This window comes from Yoonia sp. 208BN28-4 (genome assembly GCF_037543925.1).
Taxonomy (GTDB): Bacteria; Pseudomonadota; Alphaproteobacteria; order Rhodobacterales; family Rhodobacteraceae; genus Yoonia.
The window spans coordinates 41285-57936 of the sequence record NZ_JBBIFY010000003.1 but is presented as its reverse complement, the minus strand read 5'-3'; the positions used below and the strand labels follow the sequence as shown (position 1 = coordinate 57936).

At 60.2% G+C, this 16652-nt stretch carries 12 protein-coding genes; 6 read left to right on the top strand and 6 right to left on the bottom strand.

The window, feature by feature from the left end; genetic code table 11:
• Positions 1-8 precede the first annotated feature (8 nt).
• Genes V8J84_RS10450 through V8J84_RS10440 form a run of 3 tightly spaced genes read left to right on the top strand, consistent with a single transcriptional unit; the run spans position 9 to position 2437 of the window.
• Positions 9-947, top strand: a complete 939-nt coding sequence (locus V8J84_RS10450; RefSeq protein ID WP_339930816.1) for a bifunctional riboflavin kinase/FAD synthetase — start codon at positions 9-11, stop codon at positions 945-947.
• A 22-nt stretch (positions 948-969) separates the two neighbouring features.
• Positions 970-1383 carry a YcgN family cysteine cluster protein gene (locus V8J84_RS10445; RefSeq protein WP_339930814.1) on the top strand — a complete coding sequence of 138 codons (414 nt, stop codon included), beginning with the start codon at positions 970-972 and terminating at the stop codon, positions 1381-1383.
• A 1-nt stretch (position 1384) separates the two neighbouring features.
• Entirely contained in the window at positions 1385-2437 is a 1053-nt protein-coding gene (locus V8J84_RS10440; RefSeq protein WP_339930812.1) for a threonine aldolase family protein, read from the top strand.
• Between the two features lie 3 nt (positions 2438-2440).
• Here V8J84_RS10440 and pbpC read toward each other — a convergent pair whose 3' ends face one another.
• The 4 genes from pbpC to recQ all read right to left on the bottom strand — a co-directional run bounded on the left by pbpC (position 2441) and on the right by recQ (position 12810).
• Positions 2441-4459 (bottom strand): penicillin-binding protein 1C, encoded by a 2019-nt coding sequence (gene pbpC / locus V8J84_RS10435; protein ID WP_339930810.1) that lies wholly within the window; start codon positions 4457-4459, stop codon positions 2441-2443.
• 3 nt (positions 4460-4462) lie between these two features.
• Positions 4463-9826 carry an alpha-2-macroglobulin family protein gene (locus V8J84_RS10430; protein ID WP_339930808.1) on the bottom strand — a complete coding sequence of 1788 codons (5364 nt, stop codon included), beginning with the start codon at positions 9824-9826 and terminating at the stop codon, positions 4463-4465.
• 106 nt (positions 9827-9932) lie between these two features.
• The gene (gene yaaA, locus V8J84_RS10425) at positions 9933-10709 is read right to left on the bottom strand and encodes a peroxide stress protein YaaA (RefSeq protein WP_339930806.1); all 777 of its coding nucleotides are present in this window, start codon (positions 10707-10709) and stop codon (positions 9933-9935) included.
• Between the two features lie 64 nt (positions 10710-10773).
• On the bottom strand, positions 10774-12810 hold the full coding sequence (recQ, locus tag V8J84_RS10420; RefSeq protein WP_339930804.1) for a DNA helicase RecQ: 2037 nt from the start codon (positions 12808-12810) through the stop codon (positions 10774-10776).
• A gap of 174 nt (positions 12811-12984) precedes the next feature.
• On the opposite strand from recQ, the gene V8J84_RS10415 reads away from it, so the two are divergent.
• From V8J84_RS10415 to V8J84_RS10405, 3 genes are read left to right on the top strand one after another with little or no spacing between them, the layout of a single operon-like run.
• Entirely contained in the window at positions 12985-13632 is a 648-nt protein-coding gene (locus tag V8J84_RS10415) for a histidine phosphatase family protein (protein WP_339930802.1), read from the top strand.
• 12 nt (positions 13633-13644) lie between these two features.
• The gene (locus V8J84_RS10410) at positions 13645-14247 is read left to right on the top strand and encodes a glutathione S-transferase family protein (protein ID WP_339932038.1); all 603 of its coding nucleotides are present in this window, start codon (positions 13645-13647) and stop codon (positions 14245-14247) included.
• The gene (locus V8J84_RS10405) at positions 14244-15287 is read left to right on the top strand and encodes a saccharopine dehydrogenase (RefSeq protein WP_339930800.1); all 1044 of its coding nucleotides are present in this window, start codon (positions 14244-14246) and stop codon (positions 15285-15287) included. Before V8J84_RS10410 ends, V8J84_RS10405 begins: the two co-directional genes overlap by 4 nt.
• A 41-nt stretch (positions 15288-15328) precedes the next feature.
• Here V8J84_RS10405 and V8J84_RS10400 read toward each other — a convergent pair whose 3' ends face one another.
• Positions 15329-16075: an SDR family NAD(P)-dependent oxidoreductase gene (locus tag V8J84_RS10400; protein ID WP_339930798.1), complete on the bottom strand. Its 747-nt coding sequence runs from the start codon at positions 16073-16075 to the stop codon at positions 15329-15331.
• A 3-nt stretch (positions 16076-16078) separates the two neighbouring features.
• Positions 16079-16651 carry a DUF3833 family protein gene (locus V8J84_RS10395; protein ID WP_339930796.1) on the bottom strand — a complete coding sequence of 191 codons (573 nt, stop codon included), beginning with the start codon at positions 16649-16651 and terminating at the stop codon, positions 16079-16081.
• Position 16652 lies beyond the last annotated feature (1 nt).

Here is a 16652-nt window from a genome sequence, read left to right as displayed (position 1 = left end):
CATCGCCCATGCGCATCATCCGTGACACACTTTTCATCGATCCTGCCGACCGAGGCGCTGCTGCGGCCATCGGCAATTTCGATGGTGTGCATCTGGGCCATCAATCGGTTATCGACCTGACGCGCACCGCGGCTGATGCCGCTGGCGCGCCGCTGGGTATCATGACGTTCGAGCCGCACCCGCGCAGCTATTTCTCGCGCGATCCCAAGCCCTTCCGCCTGATGAACGCCACAGCCAAGGCAAACCGTCTGGAAAAGCTGGGTGTTGAGCGACTTTATGAAGTGCCGTTCAATGCAGCCCTCGCCGCCTTGCCCCCGCGTGACTTTGCGCAGACGATTATCGCTGACCGTCTGGGCCTGAAACACGTCGTCGTCGGCAGCGATTTCTGCTTTGGTCAGGATCGGGCTGGCACCGCCGCAGACCTTGAAACCTTCGGGCAAGAAATGGGCTTTGGCGTGACCATCGCGCCGCTTTTGACCAGCGGCACAACGGCAGTTTCGTCAACCGCAATCCGGCAGGCGCTGACCGATGGTGACCCTCGCGCGGCGGCAAATATGCTAGGCCACTGGCACCGGATCGAAGGCACAGTTATCCGTGGCGATCAACGTGGCCGCGATCTGGGTTATCCGACGGCAAACATGTCGATCACCGATCTGCACCAGCCCAAATTCGGCGTCTACGCGGTGAAAGCCACCGTGCGGGACGGGCCTCATACGGGCGATTATCACGGTGCCGCCTCCATTGGTGTGCGTCCGATGTTTGGGGAAAATGTGCCGAACTGCGAGACATTCATCTTTGACTTTTCCGGCGATCTTTACGGGGCCGAAATCTCCATCGCCCTGATTGAATTCCTGCGCCCTGAGCTAAAATTTGACGGCCTTGATGCGCTCATCACCCAGATGGATGCCGACTGCCTGCGCGCCCGCAATATCCTTGCCGATGTCTGACCGGTTCTGGGAAACAAAACCGATGGCCGATTTTTCCCGCACCGAGTGGGAAAGCGTCTGCGACGGCTGCGGCAAATGCTGCCTGAACAAGCTGGAAGACGAAGACACCGGAGAGGTCGCGCTGACCCGTGTCGCCTGTCGTCTATTGGACGATGCCACCTGCCTGTGCACGCAGTATCCCATCCGCCACCAGTTCGTGCCCGAATGTATCGTGCTGACGCCCAAGACGTTGAAAGAAAACCTGTATTGGCTGCCCCAAACCTGCGGCTACCGTCTGCTATACGAAGGGCGACCATTGTTCGACTGGCATCCGCTTGTGTCCGGTGATCCCGCATCGGTGCACCGTGCGGGCGTATCTGTCAAAGGCATGACCGTGCCGGAATTCGAGGTCGACGAAGACGACTGGGACGACCACATCATCGAGGAGCCAACCTGATATGTTTTTTGCATCCGATAACGCAGGCCCCGCGCATCCGTCTGTCATGCAAGCCTTGGTTGACGCCAACGCGGGCTACACCTCTGGCTATGGCGCGGAACAGGCAATGGCCGATGTGACCGCCCAAATCCGCACCGCGTTCGAAGCTCCAGACGCCGCCGTGTATCTGGTCGCCACGGGGACAGCCGCAAATTCAATTCTGCTGGCCACAATGGCGAACCCGTGGGACACGATCTTTTGCTCGCCCATGGCCCACATCCACGAGGATGAATGCAACGCGCCCGAATTTTACAGCGGCGCGAAGCTGACGCTTGTGCCTGCGACCAATGCCAAAATGACACCCGACGCCCTGCGCGCCGCTATCGCGAATGAAGAATCGCGCGGCGTGCATGGCCCTCAGCGTGGGCCGGTATCGATCACGCAAGTCACCGAAAAAGGCACTGTGCACAGTCTCGAAGAATTGCGCGCGTTGACGGCTGTCGCCAAGGAATTCGATTGCCCTGTCCACATGGACGGCGCGCGTTTCACCAACGCGCTGGTGTCGCTGGGTTGCACCGCAGCCGAAATGACGTGGAAATCCGGCGTGGACGCTGTCAGTTTTGGCGGCACCAAAAACGGCCTGATGGGGGTCGAGGCATGCGTGATTTTCGACCCAAAACTAGCGTGGGAGTTCGAGCTGCGCCGCAAGCGTGGCGGGCATCTTTTCTCCAAGCACCGCTACCTCTCTGCCCAAATGGCGGCCTATCTGAAAGACGATCTGTGGCTCGATCTGGCGGCCAAGGCCAACGCCCGCACCACACAACTTGCGACAGGTCTGCGACAGCACAATCAGGCCGAGCTTTTGTTCGAACCTGATGCAAACATGATCTTTGCCCGTTATCCACGTCGCGATCACAAACGTCTGCTGGATGCCGGTGCCAATTATTATGTCTGGGACGGTGATGCCCACGCGGGCGATCCTGACGAACCACTGATCGCCCGTCTGGTCACCGATTGGTCCGCCACGCCAGAGGCTGTGGACCAGTTCCTGACCGTGCTGCGCGACGGCAGCTAGGCGTTATTCAAGCAGCACCTGAACGCGGGCTGTGTCACCCGCCGCATCAATGACCGTCAGCGCCGAATAACCCGCCCCCAGCACGCCAAGATCAACCTCGCGGGCATGGCTGGTCAACACCGGCGTACCATTCGCCAGCCATGTAAAGGGCGCCTGCCCATCACGCACTTTGGCGGTCAGACGGTCCACTTCAAGTGCCGCGCCATCGGGCGGAAACGCGATGCGCGGGCCCTGCTCTGCTGACACCCCACGCGGGCGAAATCGCTGCAAGGCTTGCGGTAACTGCGCAGTCGGCAGCAAGAGCGTGGCAGCAGGCGGGGCCGCGATAGGGTCAATCTGCGGCTTGATCCGGTCAAAAGCTGCGAACATCACAGGTGCTGCCAGATCACCGCCAAATGCCCCCGGCACAGGCGTGCCATCCGCCCGCCCCATCCAGACTGCCACGACATGCCGCCCGTCAAAACCGATCGCCCACGCATCGCGGTGGCCGTAACTGGTACCGGTTTTGTAAGCGATACCGGTGCCTTGAACGCCCACCGGGCGCGGGACCTCAAGCAGAATATCCGCGATCTGCCATGCGGCAACATCGCCCAGCACGCGGTGCGGCGTAAATGCTCCTGACGGCTCGGACTGCCAACGGACATCCACAGCCAGCCCCCCATTGGCAATCGCGGCATAGCTCCGCGCGAGATCTTCCAGCGTCACACCAACGCCGCCCAATGCCACGGCCAATCCTGCACGCCCGCCCGGCACTTCCGGTGCGGCCCCTGCCCGCCTGAGCCCTGCAATCAGATGCTGCGGCCCCATCGCCTCAAGCACGCTGACAACCGGAATGTTCAGCGAGTGTTGCAATGCCGTGCGCACGCGAAGTTCACCGCGATAAAGCCCGTCGAAATTCTGCGGGGCATAGCCGCCAAAGTCTGTCGGACGATCCGCGATCAGTGTTTCGGGGTGGATCAGCCCCTGATCAAATCCGATCCCGTACACCAGCGGTTTCAACGTTGATCCCGGTGAGCGCATCGCTTGCGTCAGATCGATAAATCCGGCCCGCCCGTCTGCGCGATAGGCAGCAGAGCCGACCGAAGCCACGATTTCGCCAGATGTATGATCCAGTGCCAGAATTGCCACCTGCACACGGTCGCTTCGCCCTGCGACAGCATCGGACGCGAGGTTTTCAAGCGCGCGCTGGACCGTGCGATCCAGCGTCAGCGCGTGCTGCACTGTGTCAGGGTTTTGGGCGATCACGCGGTCCGCGAGATGCGGCGCAAGTGCAGGGACAGCATAGCGGGTGTCTGGCACAGCGCGGATCGTGGCACCGGCATAGGTTTCAGCGTCCACCAGACCCGCCCCCAGCATCCGCGCCAGCACGCGGTCGCGGGCGGCGGTTGCAGCCTGTGCATCACGATCAGGGCGGCGCCTTTCCGGCGACTGCGGGATCGCGACAAGCAGCGCCGATTGCGCAGGTGTCAGTCGTATGGGCGGCTTGCCGAACCACGCCAATGACGCGGCCCGCACACCTTCGATATTCCCGCCAAAAGGCGCGCGATTAAGGTAAAGCGTTAGAATATCGGACTTATCGAGTTGGCGCTCCAGAGCAAGCGCAAGCCTGATTTGCCGCAACTTGCCGCCCCACGTGCCGGTGCTGCCATCCTCCAACAGGCGGGCGACCTGCATTGTCAACGTGGATCCGCCCGACACAATCCGACCATGCCACAGCGCCTGCCCAACCCCGCGCATAAGTGCCACAGGATCAACGCCCGCGTGGTCGTAAAACCGTTTGTCCTCGTAGCGCAGCAGCATGGCGATATAGGCCGGATCGACCTCATCCAGCGCGGTTTGCATCCGCCATCGCCCGTCCGCCACAGTGTAGGCGCGCAGCAAATCGCCGTGCATGTCACGCACTTCGACCGATTGCGCGATCTCAAGCGGCGGCGGGACCGTATTGTCGATCCAACTGTCGAACTGGTCCCGTCCGGCGGCTGCCAGCCACAGCGCAAGCGCAAGGATGACAAGCCGATTCATCGTCTACTCGGTCACGACCACACGGGACGCATCTGTCCGCGCACGCAACTGCGGACGATACATATCCTCAACACTGGCTGCCGGATGGTGGAAGTTACCCGGCGACACGGCCCGCACGATATAAGCCAGTTGGAACGGATTATCCGAGCGCCAGTCAACCGCCGCAAGGAACCTGTCTGAACGGAATTCAGCGTTTTCGCCGCGAATGGGGGAAAGCCAGTCCATGCTGCGAATATCGCCGCCCTGAAGCAGGTTCGGATTGTCGATCTCAAACCCCGCTGGCAGCGGATCATTGACCATAAGCCGCCCTTCCTGCCTGCCAAACGGTGTCACTGTCAGCACAGTCACCAGTCGCGTTCCGGCAGCGACATTGGTGGCTTTGACAGCGACGCCATCGGTGGTGAAATACTCCCGCCGGATCGCGTATCCGTTGCCGCCTGCTGGCACCTCTTCGGAAGGCACGCCAAAGGTTGTCACCGTGATTTCGGTGTCACGCGGACTGGCGTTTGCCACGGCGATCGCGCGACCGGTGGTATCGTCTTCAAGCACCTGCAAGATGGGGCCATCAGGGACTTGTCCGTCGATAGTGATGCCTTCGGTGCGCAGGTCCCGGATCAATGCGTTTGCCGCAAGCAGGGTCCAAGACGCCTCTTGCGTGCTGGCGCGGCCTGTGTCGCCAGCAAGCGCGAGGGTCAGCGTATCGCGGTCCACCGCGTTTGACCCCGCCTCGACCGCAAGCGCAAGAACCGCAGCCGTGTCACGGCGATAGGTGCCATAGTCAGCGCGCCAGATCGCGCGTTCGGCTGTTGCGTAGTTGATCGCAAGCTTGCGGCCAGCCGCGCCAAACAACATGTCGGCACGGCGCTGATCGCCATATTGCGCAAGAGCAGAGCCAAGCTGCGCCAGTGCCACGGCGCTAAACGCATCCGCCTTTTGATCCGCATAATAGCGCAGATCACCCACGGCAGCGGCCCCCTCGCGGGCCAGTACCATCATGGCGTAGGCCAGATCACTGCCGCCGCTGTCAAAGTCGGGGTAGTAGTTTACGCGGTTGCGCAGGTTATCAATGGCATTGCGGAAAGCGAGGTCGGGCACAACATGCCCCTCGGCCCGTGCACGGCTTAGAAAATCGGTAACATAGGCATCAAGCCACATATCGCCACTGCCTGCCCGCCACAGACCAAAGGCGCCGTTGGCGGACTGGTTGGCCAACACCTCTGTGATGCTTTGTGCAATACGGTCTGACAGTTGTCCGCGGCTTCCCAGCCCCATCGCCGCAGCGACGCTATCAAGATAAAGCAGCGGCATCGCGCGGGATGTGATCTGTTCGGTGCAGCCGTAGGGATAACGGTCAAGCGATGCCAACAGGCCTGGCGCATCAAATCGGGCCAAGGCCCCGACCGACAGTGTGGCGTGACCTGTGCCCGCGACCATGCCATCAAACACATTGCTGTCGAAACGGAATGTTGAACCAGACGCCAGCGTGAACCGCGAGATACGGCTGACCTCGGGATCGTTGGCAACAACCGGCACGGTTAGCGACTTTTCCAGCACTTGGCCGTCAGGCGTGGTCAGCGTCACCGAAATATCATGCACGCCGGTGTCAAATGCGCCGAAGGGCACAGCATAGACCAGCTTTGCGCCCTGTCCCAAGGTGATCGTCGCGGGCGGCAAATTCGCGAGCGCCAACCCATTGGCAGCAATCGTCAGGCCCATGTCACCTGCTGGGCCATCAGCGTGAACAATCTCAAGCAGCATCCGGCTTTGATCACCGGGGGCCAGAAACCGCGGGACAGAAGCGGTGACCACAACCGGATCGCGCACCAGCACATCAGCCTCCGCCTCGCCCACGCCTGTGGCTGACCATGCGACAGCCATCAGCTTTACGGTGCCGTTAAAGGCTGGCAAATCAAACGACACCGTTGCCCGCCCATCCGCGCCCACCATGACCGGACCCTCGAAATAGGCGACCAGTTCTTCTGTCGGTGGTGGGCTTTGCATCGACATTCCGGCCATCGCGTCACCGCCAGAGCGGACAGTGCCCATGGTGCCGTTCATCCCGTCAATCAGTCGCCCGTACAGATCGCGCATCTCAACGCCGAGCTTCCGTTGACCAAAGTAATGGCCGGACGGATCAGGAGCATCAAACCCCGTCAGGTTCAAAATACCAACGTCGACAGCCGCAAGCGTGACATAGGCCGTGCCCCCTGCCTGCACGCCATCAACCTGCACGGCAACGTCAAGCGGGCCGCGCGGTTGGGCCGTTTCGGGTGCGTCGATGCTGACGGAAAGTGCCTTTTCGGCAGGATCAACGGCCGCGTAGCCCAGCCCCAGTGCGCGCGCAGGATTGCGGCCAGCATCGGCGTCCATCGGGCGGATCACGGTGGCGCTGACATACGCGCCTGCACCCCACTCGGCTGTGACGGGCAGCGCTATGACATTTTCGCCTTCCGTCACCTGCACGGTTTGCATTGCAATCAGCTGGTTCGACATGACTGTCACGACCGCCGTGCCTGCATACCGAGGGACGATGCGGAAATTGGCCGTGTCACCAATGGCATAGCTTTCGGCATCAAGGGATGCTTGCAGCAGATCAGGCGTATCGGTTGTTTCGGCTGGCGCATACCAACCTGCATAGAAACTGACGGCAGAGGTCAGATAATCCGCGCCTGTCCTTTCTACCACCAGTTCATAGCGCCCCCAATCGACGGTCGCGCCAACGGTCAGTGGCGCATCGCCTAGACGACCTGTGCCTGTAGCGATCCTTTCGCGGCGCGTCACAGGTTCCCAGTTCCAGTCGCCATAAAGCGAATACCACTGATAGCGCGTTGTGACGCGGTTGAGCGTCCACTGGATATCCATTGGCGCGGCTTGCAAATCGGGTCCAAGCCCGATGACCTGAAACTCCGCGCTGCTGCCCTCGCCGACCACACCGTCAAACAGCGGCTTGATACCGATCATGTCGGTGCCGGGCAGAACGGGGGTGGTGATCTGGCGTTCGACAGGTCGGCCAGACCCTTCGTTCACGCGCGCAGTCACACGCAGTTCGAGCGGCTGGTTCGCTGACAATTCGGGCAAGACCACATCAACGGTCGCTGTTCCGTCGGTCGCCGTGCGGCCACCGTCCAGATAGGTCAGTTCCGCATCAATCGGCGCATCGTAGCGCCCGAACGCATAGCCCTCAAAGCCTTGCAGATCAGTGGCCGCACGCAAAAGCGCCTCGCCCTCAATGCCCAAATCACCGGCGGGAGGGCCAAACAGATAGCGCGCCTCAATGCCAAGTGTCACCGCATCACCCAGTGTGATTGTGTCGGGCAAGTCCAGATCAAAGTCGATCCGCTCTGGCAGGAAGTCCTCAACCAGCACAGACTGTGACGCAAGGGCTGGCGCATCGACATCCGCTTTCAGCGCGACCCGCCACGTGCCGCGCGGGGCAGAACTGGCCACGGGCAAAGCAAAGACATGACCACCCGCCATCCCGTCCACGGAGGTCGTGCGGCTGTATTCAACCCCGTCAGGACGGGTCAGGATCGCAGTCAGCGGCACATCAGCCAGCACGCCCGCCTGCGCATCCCGCATCAGGGCAGTCACGTGGATGATTTCGCCCGCACGATAAGCCCCGCGATCCGTTGCCAGAAAGACATCCATCGGTGGTGCGGGTTCGCGGCCTTCGACGCCACGATCTGACAGATCAAACGCGGCAGATTTCAACGACAGAAACGCCGCATCATCACCGGCGGCATCGGCGACGGTCACAAGGGCTGGCGCATTCACACCAAGACCGCGCGTCAGACCGGCCTCGAACCGCGCAACGCCCTGCGCATCGGTTGTGGCCGTGCCCAAAACGGCGTTGCCGTCAGACAGCAAAGTAACCTCGGCCCCCGCCTTGGCTGCGGCATCTCCCAGCCCGCGCACGGAAACCGTTAGCCCGTCCACGCCCAGATATGTGGCGATGCCCAGATCAGACAGCACAAACCACTGGGTCGCAGGCGGATTATCATAGGGATCAGCGCCGGGCACGGCGGCAGACAGAACGTAGATGCCAGCGGGCTCACCCGCCAGAACGTCTTGCAGCGGAATGCGGGTCAGCACATCGCGGTTCAGATCCGTGCCGGTCTGCGCGGTCCCTTCCCAGACGGTCGCGGCAAAACGCTGTTCGATGTATTCTTCGTCGTAGGCATAAAGCGGAGTGTTGAAATAGCCTTCCTGCATGGCACGGATCAGGTTGCGGTCAGACATGCGGCGTAGGGTCAGATCCACTTCTGCCAGATTGACCGTTTCAACGGGCACGGCGATATCGCCCAAACGCGGCAGCACGTAAGAGCGGGACGTGAAGCGCACCTCTGGCGATCTATCACGCACATAGAGCGTGAGATCGGTCGGGCGCAAAAGCACTTCGCCGCTGGCAGCCGGCAGACCTTGGCGGAGCACGATGCGATACCGTTCGCCATGCTGGACACCCGAAATGCAAAGCTGTCCATCGTTTACCTGCACCACAAGCGCCGGATCGGGAAGCTGGACGTACGGTGTGTAATCCACCCCTGCCTTGACCAGCTCTTCGTTGAACGTTGCACAGATGCGGGGATCGGCGCTGTCGCTTTCAACCTGCGTATCCGTGACGCGAAAACCGTATTTGCCGATCGCATCATCAAGCGCATCGCCAAGGCGGGCGGATGGGCTGACATCATTTGCAAGGCGCAGCGCAGGGATCATCGTGCGTCCGCGACCACGCTCTTCAAGGCCCAGCGCAAGTTCGTAAAGCGCATCAGCGCGGTCCGCGTCGGTGACGGCACGCAGATATCCGGCCACGGCGGCGTGGGTCATACGACCCCGCACATTCGAATTGCTGTTGGTGCGGATCGCGCTGGCATAGGCCAGCCAATCGGCGCTCACATCGGTTTCGGCCACACGAGCACCGGATGTGCGCTGAAGACCCGAGTTTTCAGACCTGTCACGCCCGATCGATTGTGCAAGCGTGTAAGCACCAGTCAGATCGCCCGACGTCAGAAAATCCAGATCAGCCGCTCGGCTGGCGGCCTGTTGCAGGTAGATCGGGCTGGTTTGGTAGACCTGCCCTGAAATCGCCCCCTCGTAGGGGGAATACTCTGTCACCGTTCGTTTGGGGAAACAGGCGTTCGAGCGGGCATTGAATGTGAACGCCTGACAGGATGCGTCGTTCAGACAGGCCGCCTCGCAGGCTGCAAGGGTAGTATCAAAGATATTGGCAAGGTCGCTGCCCAGAAAATCCACGTTGCGCGTAATGATGATCCGCTTGTCGGGCACCACTTCACTGGTTTGGGCGGTGGCCGTGAGGGCTGCAAAAAACACGGCAGAAATGGCAATAAATGCGCGGGCGAAATGCGACATGCGAATGCTCCGATCTGAAATATGCCTTCGATGGTGGCACGGGTTTCAGATTCGGGCAATGCCGCGAAAGGTGAGGTATTCCGTAGGTTTTGTGCAGAAAACGTATCTAGTCCGCTTGCGGATAGTCGCGCAGGAACACCATTTCGGTGTCACCGGACAAGGCTGGCTCAAACTTGTAACCGCCTGTATCAAACGCCTTGATATCGTTTGCGTCGGTCAGTTGGTTCTGGACGATATAGCGGGCCATCGCACCGCGGGCCCGCTTGGCGAAAAAGCTGACGATACGGGGTTTGTCGTCTTTGACTTCCATAAATTTCGGCGTGATGACCTGCAGTTTCAGCGCCTTGCGATCTGCCGCGCCAAAGTATTCCTGACTGGCGCAATTCACCAGCGTTTGGGTTCCAACGTGATCCGCTTGCGCGTTCAACGCCTTTGCAACGGTGTCGCCCCAATAGTCATAAAGCGACGTGCCACGCCGCGTTTTCAGCCGGCTACCCATTTCGAGACGATACGGCTGGATCGCATCCAGAGGACGCAACAAGCCATAGAGGCCCGACAGAATGCGCAGGCGGTCCTGCGCCCAGATCAGATCATCCTCCGACAGGGTTTTGGCCTCGAGACCCTGATAGGTATCGCCGTTGAACGCCAAGGCAGCGGGCTTGACGATATCATCGGCAGGAGCCGCCGCAAAGGCACGGAAACGGTCACGGTTCAAACGTGCCAGATCATCCGAGATGCCCATCAGCTTTTTCAGATCACCCAGTGTCAGGTTCTTGGCCGTCTTGGACAGGCGCACCGCATCGTCCTGAAAATCAGGCTGGGTTGGCGCAACCGCGACGGGCGCCATATCAAGCGATTTTGCGGGCGAAATAACGGTCAGCATGGCAGCGGTCCTTTGGTTCGGGCGTGTAGGGTGATGTATTGCGGTTTGCAGGTTTTGCCAGCGGTCAGCCGCTTTCAAGCACCTCGAGAAATGCATCACCAAAGCGTTCGGCGTAGCGGTCACCGATCAGGCGGGTCAGACCGTCCATATCCGCACTACGCAACTGGGCCACTTTGGCAAGTTGCGACGCACTCAGGCTCATGGGTTTGTCCGCGCCGTGCGGTCCGCGTTGTAATTGCGACTGGACAGACAAAAGCCTGTCGTAAATTTCGCCCTCGCCACGGCCGGCCAGCTTGCGGCGTTGCGGGTGCACATCCTCTTGCGCGCCTGCAACCACTTCGAGAAAATCGCGCCCGTAGCTTTCCAGCTTTTTGGCACCAACGCCGCCGATCTTTGCCATATCGTCCAGCGTTTGCGGCTTGGCCTCGGCCATTTCAATCAGGCTGCGATCATTGAAAATGATATAGGCCGGCACGCCTGCCTGTTCGGCCAGAAAGCGGCGTTTTGCCTTGAGCGCGGACAAAAGCGGCGCGTCCTCTTCGCTGACCAGCATCCGCACCTTGGGACCAGAGCCGCGAGCGGCGCGGATCGTGTCACGTCGCAGGGTGATTTCTTCCTCACCGCGCAGGATCGGGCGGGCCTTGTCTGTCATGCGCAGCGCGCCATGCCGGTCGGGGTCGGGACGCATCAGGTCATGCCCCATCATTTGCCGGAAAATCGCCTGCCACTGACGTTTGTCGTAATCACGGCCAACGCCATATGTCGGCAGCGTTTCGTGTCCTCGCTGTCGGATCTTATCAGTGTTGGCCCCGAGCAGGATATCGATCAAATGACCCGCACCGAACCATTCTTCGGTCCGCAAGGCGGCTGACAGCGCCATGCGCACCGGTGTTGTCGCGTCAAACACTTCGGCGGGCTTGTCGCAGAGATCGCAAGTGCCGCAAGTAACCTCTGCCTCGCCGAAATAGCCCAACAGCTTTTCGCGGCGGCATTTCAGCGCCTCGCACAAACCAAGAAGCGCATTCAGCCGCGCGTGGTCTGCCATGCGGCGTTCAGGCGGGGCCAGCCCCTCATCAATCTGCTGGCGGCGGTAGCGGATGTCATCGGGGCCAAACAGGGTCAGCGTTTCGGCAGGCGCACCGTCACGGCCCGCGCGCCCAATCTCCTGATAATACGCCTCAATCGACTTGGGCAGGTCGGCGTGCGCGACCCAACGGATATCGGGTTTATCGATGCCCATACCAAAGGCCACCGTGGCCACGACAATCAAACCGTCTTCTTGCTGGAAACGGCGTTCCACGTCACGGCGGTCCTGCGCTTCCATTCCGCCATGGTAGTGGCAGGCAGAGTGACCGCCCTCGCGCAGGGCCTGCGCCAGGGTTTCGGTCTTGGCCCGCGTGCCACAATAGACAATGCCGGATTGCCCCTTGCGGGCGGCGGCGAAATTCATGATTTGCGCACGCGGGCCGTCTTTTACGGCGAATGCCAGATGGATATTCGGGCGGTCGAAACCGCGCAGAAAGCTGGCAGGTTGCTGGCCATCAAACAGTTTCTGGATAATTTCAGCCTGCGTTTCGGCGTCCGCCGTCGCAGTAAAGGCCGCCAGCGGCACATCCAGATCACGGCGCAACTGGCCGATCCGCAGATAGTCGGGGCGGAAATCGTGGCCCCACTGGCTCACGCAATGCGCCTCGTCCACCGCAATCAGGCTCACACCTGCGCGGCGCAGCATTTGAACAGTGCCCGACGCGCCCAGCCGTTCGGGCGCCATGTAAAGCAGCTTCAGCGTGCCCGCCTCAAGCGCCGCCCAGACGGCATCGGTTTCCTCTTCGGTATTGCCAGAGGTCAGTGCACCCGCCGCAACGCCAGCGGCTTGCAGTCCGCGCACCTGATCGCGCATCAGGGCAATTAGCGGGGAAATCACCACCGTCACACCGTCACGCACCAATGCGGGCAGTTGAAAGCACAAGGATTTGCCGCCGCCGGTTGGCATGATCGCAAGCGTGTTGCGCCCGTCGATTACCGCATCGACGATATCCTGTTGCCCGTCACGAAAGGCGTCAAAGCCGAAAACATCACGGAGTAGCGTGGCAGCGCTCATCACGTTTGACCTGTTGTTGTTTTTTGTTCTGCTCTTGCCTGACAGTCGCAGAAAACCGCTTGGCAAACAACTGCGGCAAATTGGATTTTGCCCGTGCCACCGGAAAAAATCATGCAAAGCAATTTGCGCCCCACCACCTGACGCTCTAGCTGTAGGCCAAAGGGAGAGACACGCATGGGTGAAATCACACTGGTCCGGCATGGGCAGGCGAATTCGGCGGCCACAGACGAGGCGGGATATGACAAGCTGACTGAGCTTGGCCATCAGCAGGCGCGCTGGCTGGGCGAATGGATGGCCGCACATGACGGCGCGTTTGATCAGGTTTTCGCAGGTACACTGCGCCGCCAGCAGGAAACGGCGGCAGGCCTTGGGTTTGGCAATGTGCAGACCGATGCACGTTTGAACGAGATCACGTATTACGACCTGACCGCCGAGATGGATGCCCACGCCCCCGACATGAAGCGCGACGGGCCAGAGGATTTTGCAACGCATTTCCCCGCCACACTGACCGCGTGGCGTGACGGGCATATCAAGGGCACGGAAAGCTTTGACGCCTTCGGTCAGCGTGTGGCCGATGTGCTGGCAGAGGCCGCCCAACCCGGCAAGCGTATCCTGTGTGTTACGTCAGGCGGCGTGATTGCCCGCGCTGTGGCGCATATCCTGCATCTGGATATCCCCAAGATGGCCCAGATCGCGCTGCCGATCCTAAATACCTCGGTGCATCGCATCCATGTCACGCCCCATGGCCCGATCTTGGCAACCTTCAATTCCGCACCGCACCTGGATCATGCCGACAGGCTGACCGCGCGCACCAATTACTAGGACACCGCCATGATGAAACTGCATTACAGCCCCGGCACGATTTCCATTGCAGTCGCGATTGCGCTTGAGGAAACCGACACCCCTTACGAGGCGATCCGTGTCGATTTCGCCAGCGGTGCCCAACAAGGCGAGGCGTACCGCGCCATCAACCCCAAGGGGCGTGTCCCGGCGTTGGAAACGCCACAGGGCATAATCACCGAAACGGGTGCAGTGCTAGAATACGCAGCCCCCGCCCTTGTGCCGGATGATGCCTATCAGGCTGCGCGCATGCGCGAGGCGATGTATTATCTGGCGTCCACCATGCATGTGGCCCATGCCCACAAGATGCGCGGCCACCGCTGGGCTGACGAGCAGTCCAGCTTTGACGACATGAAAGCGAAAGTGCCGCAGAACATGGCCGATTGCTGCGCCTATCTGGAAGATCAGTATCCGTTTGATCCCTGTGTTCTGGGCGACGATTTCACGCTCGCGGATGCCTATATGACTGTTGTGTTGGGATGGCTTGAAGGCGATGGCGTTGACATCACCATCTATCCCAAACTGGCGGCCTACCTGATCCGGATGCGCACCCGTCCGTCTGTCCTTGCCGTGATGGCAAAAGGAATGTTGTCATGACCCATTTCTGGATCCGCGCCGAAGAACGCGCCAACGAAGAACGCACAGGCATCACGCCCGACGGCGCGGCCAAACTTATCGCGGCCGGGTTCGACATAACAGTTGAGGAAAGCCTGCAACGCGCAATCCCGATTAGCGCATACAAAGAGGCAGGCTGCGCCATTGCCCCGCAGGCAAGCTGGCATGACGCACCGGACAATGCTGTCATCTTCGGGCTGAAGGAATTGCCGGAGGCGGACACGCCGCTGCATCATCGTCATATCATGTTCGGGCATGCCTATAAGGGGCAGGCGTCAGGTCGCAAACTGCTTGATCGGTTCAAGGCGGGCGGCGGCACGCTGCTTGATCTGGAATATCTGACGCATGCCGGCGGCAAGCGTGTGGCAGCCTTTGGGTATTGGGCGGGCTATGCCGGTGCGGCAGTGGCGCTGCATTGCTGGCTTGCCCAGCAAAACGATGGCCAGCTTGCTGGTGAAGTGTCGACCTATCCCAATGCAGAGGCTCTCGTGTCAGACCTGCGCAACCGGATGACTGGCGATGCGCCGGACGCCATGATTATTGGCGCTTTGGGGCGGGTGGGGTCGGGCGCAGCTGCGTTTTGTGACGCGGTGGGCATCAAGACGACCAAATGGGACAAGAATGAAACCGAGAACGGTGGCCCCTTCCCCGAAATTCTGACCCATCAGATTTTTCTCAATTGCATTCTGGCCCACCCCGGCACACCGGTTTTTGTCGCTGCAAATGCCGCCAAAGACAGTGACCGGGCGCTGCGCGTGATCGGCGATATCGCGTGCGATCCCGAAAGCGAGTTTTCGCCCGTCAAAGTCTATGATCGCACCACAACGTGGCAGCGCCCTGCCCTGCGCGTGCATGGTGATCCGCTATTGGATGTCACCGCCATCGACAATCTTCCGGCCATGCTCCCCAAAGAAAGCAGCGAAGATTTCGCCGAACAGCTTTTGCCGCATCTGCTGGAATACGATCGCGACCCTGACAGCATCTGGTTGCGCGCGCGCGATCTGTTTGTTGAGAACGTCTAAAACGCAAAACGCCGGATCGTGATGATCCGGCGCTTGCTCTATCAGTCCTGATATTTGGTCCCGAACAATCGGTAATACATCCAGTCCGGCATGAATTGTGACAGACGGAAGACCCAAGAAAACACCAGTGGAAAGCTTTTCTTGAACTCATCCGTGTTCATATGCTCCACAAACTCGCGCGCGGCTTCTTCGGGCTCCATGATAAACGGCATGTTGAAATCGTTCTTTTCGGTCAGGCGCGTTTTGATAAAGCCGGGATTGATGACCTGCACCTGCACGGGACTGGTGCGCAGATCGGCCTGCATGCTTTCTGCCAGCGCCATGAGACCCGCCTTGGATGCAGAATAGCCGATGGCACCCGGCAACCCGCGGAAACCCGACAGCGATCCGGTCAGCACGATGTGGCCTTGCCCGCGTGCCAGCATGTTGCCGATCACGGCCCCCACGCAGCGCGACGCACCCAGATAGTTGATCTCGCCCATCAGGTCGGCTTTTTCGTTGTCCCATTCGCTGGCTTTCATCGGCCAGTAAACGCCAGCCAGATAGACCATACCGTCAATATCGCCGACCTCTTTGGCCGCAGCTTCGACCGCCTCGCGGTCTGACACGTCAACGGTGACGTATGACGCCTTGCCCGGACATTCCTCGACCAGCGATTTCAGACGATCCTCGGAACGGGCAGAGACGATCACTTCAGCGCCTGCACGGCTGAGAAGTTTTGCTGTCTCGCGCCCCAACCCTTCGCTTGCGCCAATCAGCCAGTATCGTTTTCCCTGCCACGTTTTCACGGTTTATTCTCCTGCGTACACTTCATTTTTGGGGCGCATGGTTGCAACCAGTTCCGCCACCTTAATACCAAACTTACGAAACTGGGATCGGTTCATAATTGATCCGTTTTCCATCAGATACATCCAGTCGGTGGTGTCCAGCACATGGCCGCCCGCCTCATCACTCAGCTTGATCTTGTAGTTTAGCACAACCGACGAGCCGGACTGTTCGCCTGATCCTGATCCAACCAAGTCAGGCGCTTCGGCTTTGATCTTACCATCATTGCCCAGCGTCAGCGTCCATTCGCGGTTTTGCACGTTGCCGCTATCATAATGAAATGTCTCGGTCATCTTGCCAACATTGCCGTTCCACGAGGCCTCAAAATCCGCAACAAAGCGCGAGGTCACGCGGCCCGTCGGGCCATAGATCACACCCTCACACACAATCGGTCCATTGAACCGTTCGCGGATGTCGAACATCGGGCCATCGGTGTAATCGGCAGGCTTTTGCGCCCAGAACGACAGGTAGCGTTCCTTCATCAGCACAGCAAACAGCGTCAGACCTGCGCCGATCAAGATATACGGGACGATCCACATC

Coding starts and splice junctions, on each gene's coding strand:
- V8J84_RS10450 (WP_339930816.1), top strand. CDS start 9: ATGCGCATCATCCGTGACACACTTTTCATCGATCCTGCCGACCGAGGC.
- V8J84_RS10445 (WP_339930814.1), top strand. CDS start 970: ATGGCCGATTTTTCCCGCACCGAGTGGGAAAGCGTCTGCGACGGCTGC.
- V8J84_RS10440 (WP_339930812.1), top strand. CDS start 1,385: ATGTTTTTTGCATCCGATAACGCAGGCCCCGCGCATCCGTCTGTCATG.
- pbpC (WP_339930810.1), bottom strand. CDS start 4,459: ATGAATCGGCTTGTCATCCTTGCGCTTGCGCTGTGGCTGGCAGCCGCC.
- V8J84_RS10430 (WP_339930808.1), bottom strand. CDS start 9,826: ATGTCGCATTTCGCCCGCGCATTTATTGCCATTTCTGCCGTGTTTTTT.
- yaaA (WP_339930806.1), bottom strand. CDS start 10,709: ATGCTGACCGTTATTTCGCCCGCAAAATCGCTTGATATGGCGCCCGTC.
- recQ (WP_339930804.1), bottom strand. CDS start 12,810: ATGAGCGCTGCCACGCTACTCCGTGATGTTTTCGGCTTTGACGCCTTT.
- V8J84_RS10415 (WP_339930802.1), top strand. CDS start 12,985: ATGGGTGAAATCACACTGGTCCGGCATGGGCAGGCGAATTCGGCGGCC.
- V8J84_RS10410 (WP_339932038.1), top strand. CDS start 13,645: ATGAAACTGCATTACAGCCCCGGCACGATTTCCATTGCAGTCGCGATT.
- V8J84_RS10405 (WP_339930800.1), top strand. CDS start 14,244: ATGACCCATTTCTGGATCCGCGCCGAAGAACGCGCCAACGAAGAACGC.
- V8J84_RS10395 (WP_339930796.1), bottom strand. CDS start 16,651: ATGTGGATCGTCCCGTATATCTTGATCGGCGCAGGTCTGACGCTGTTT.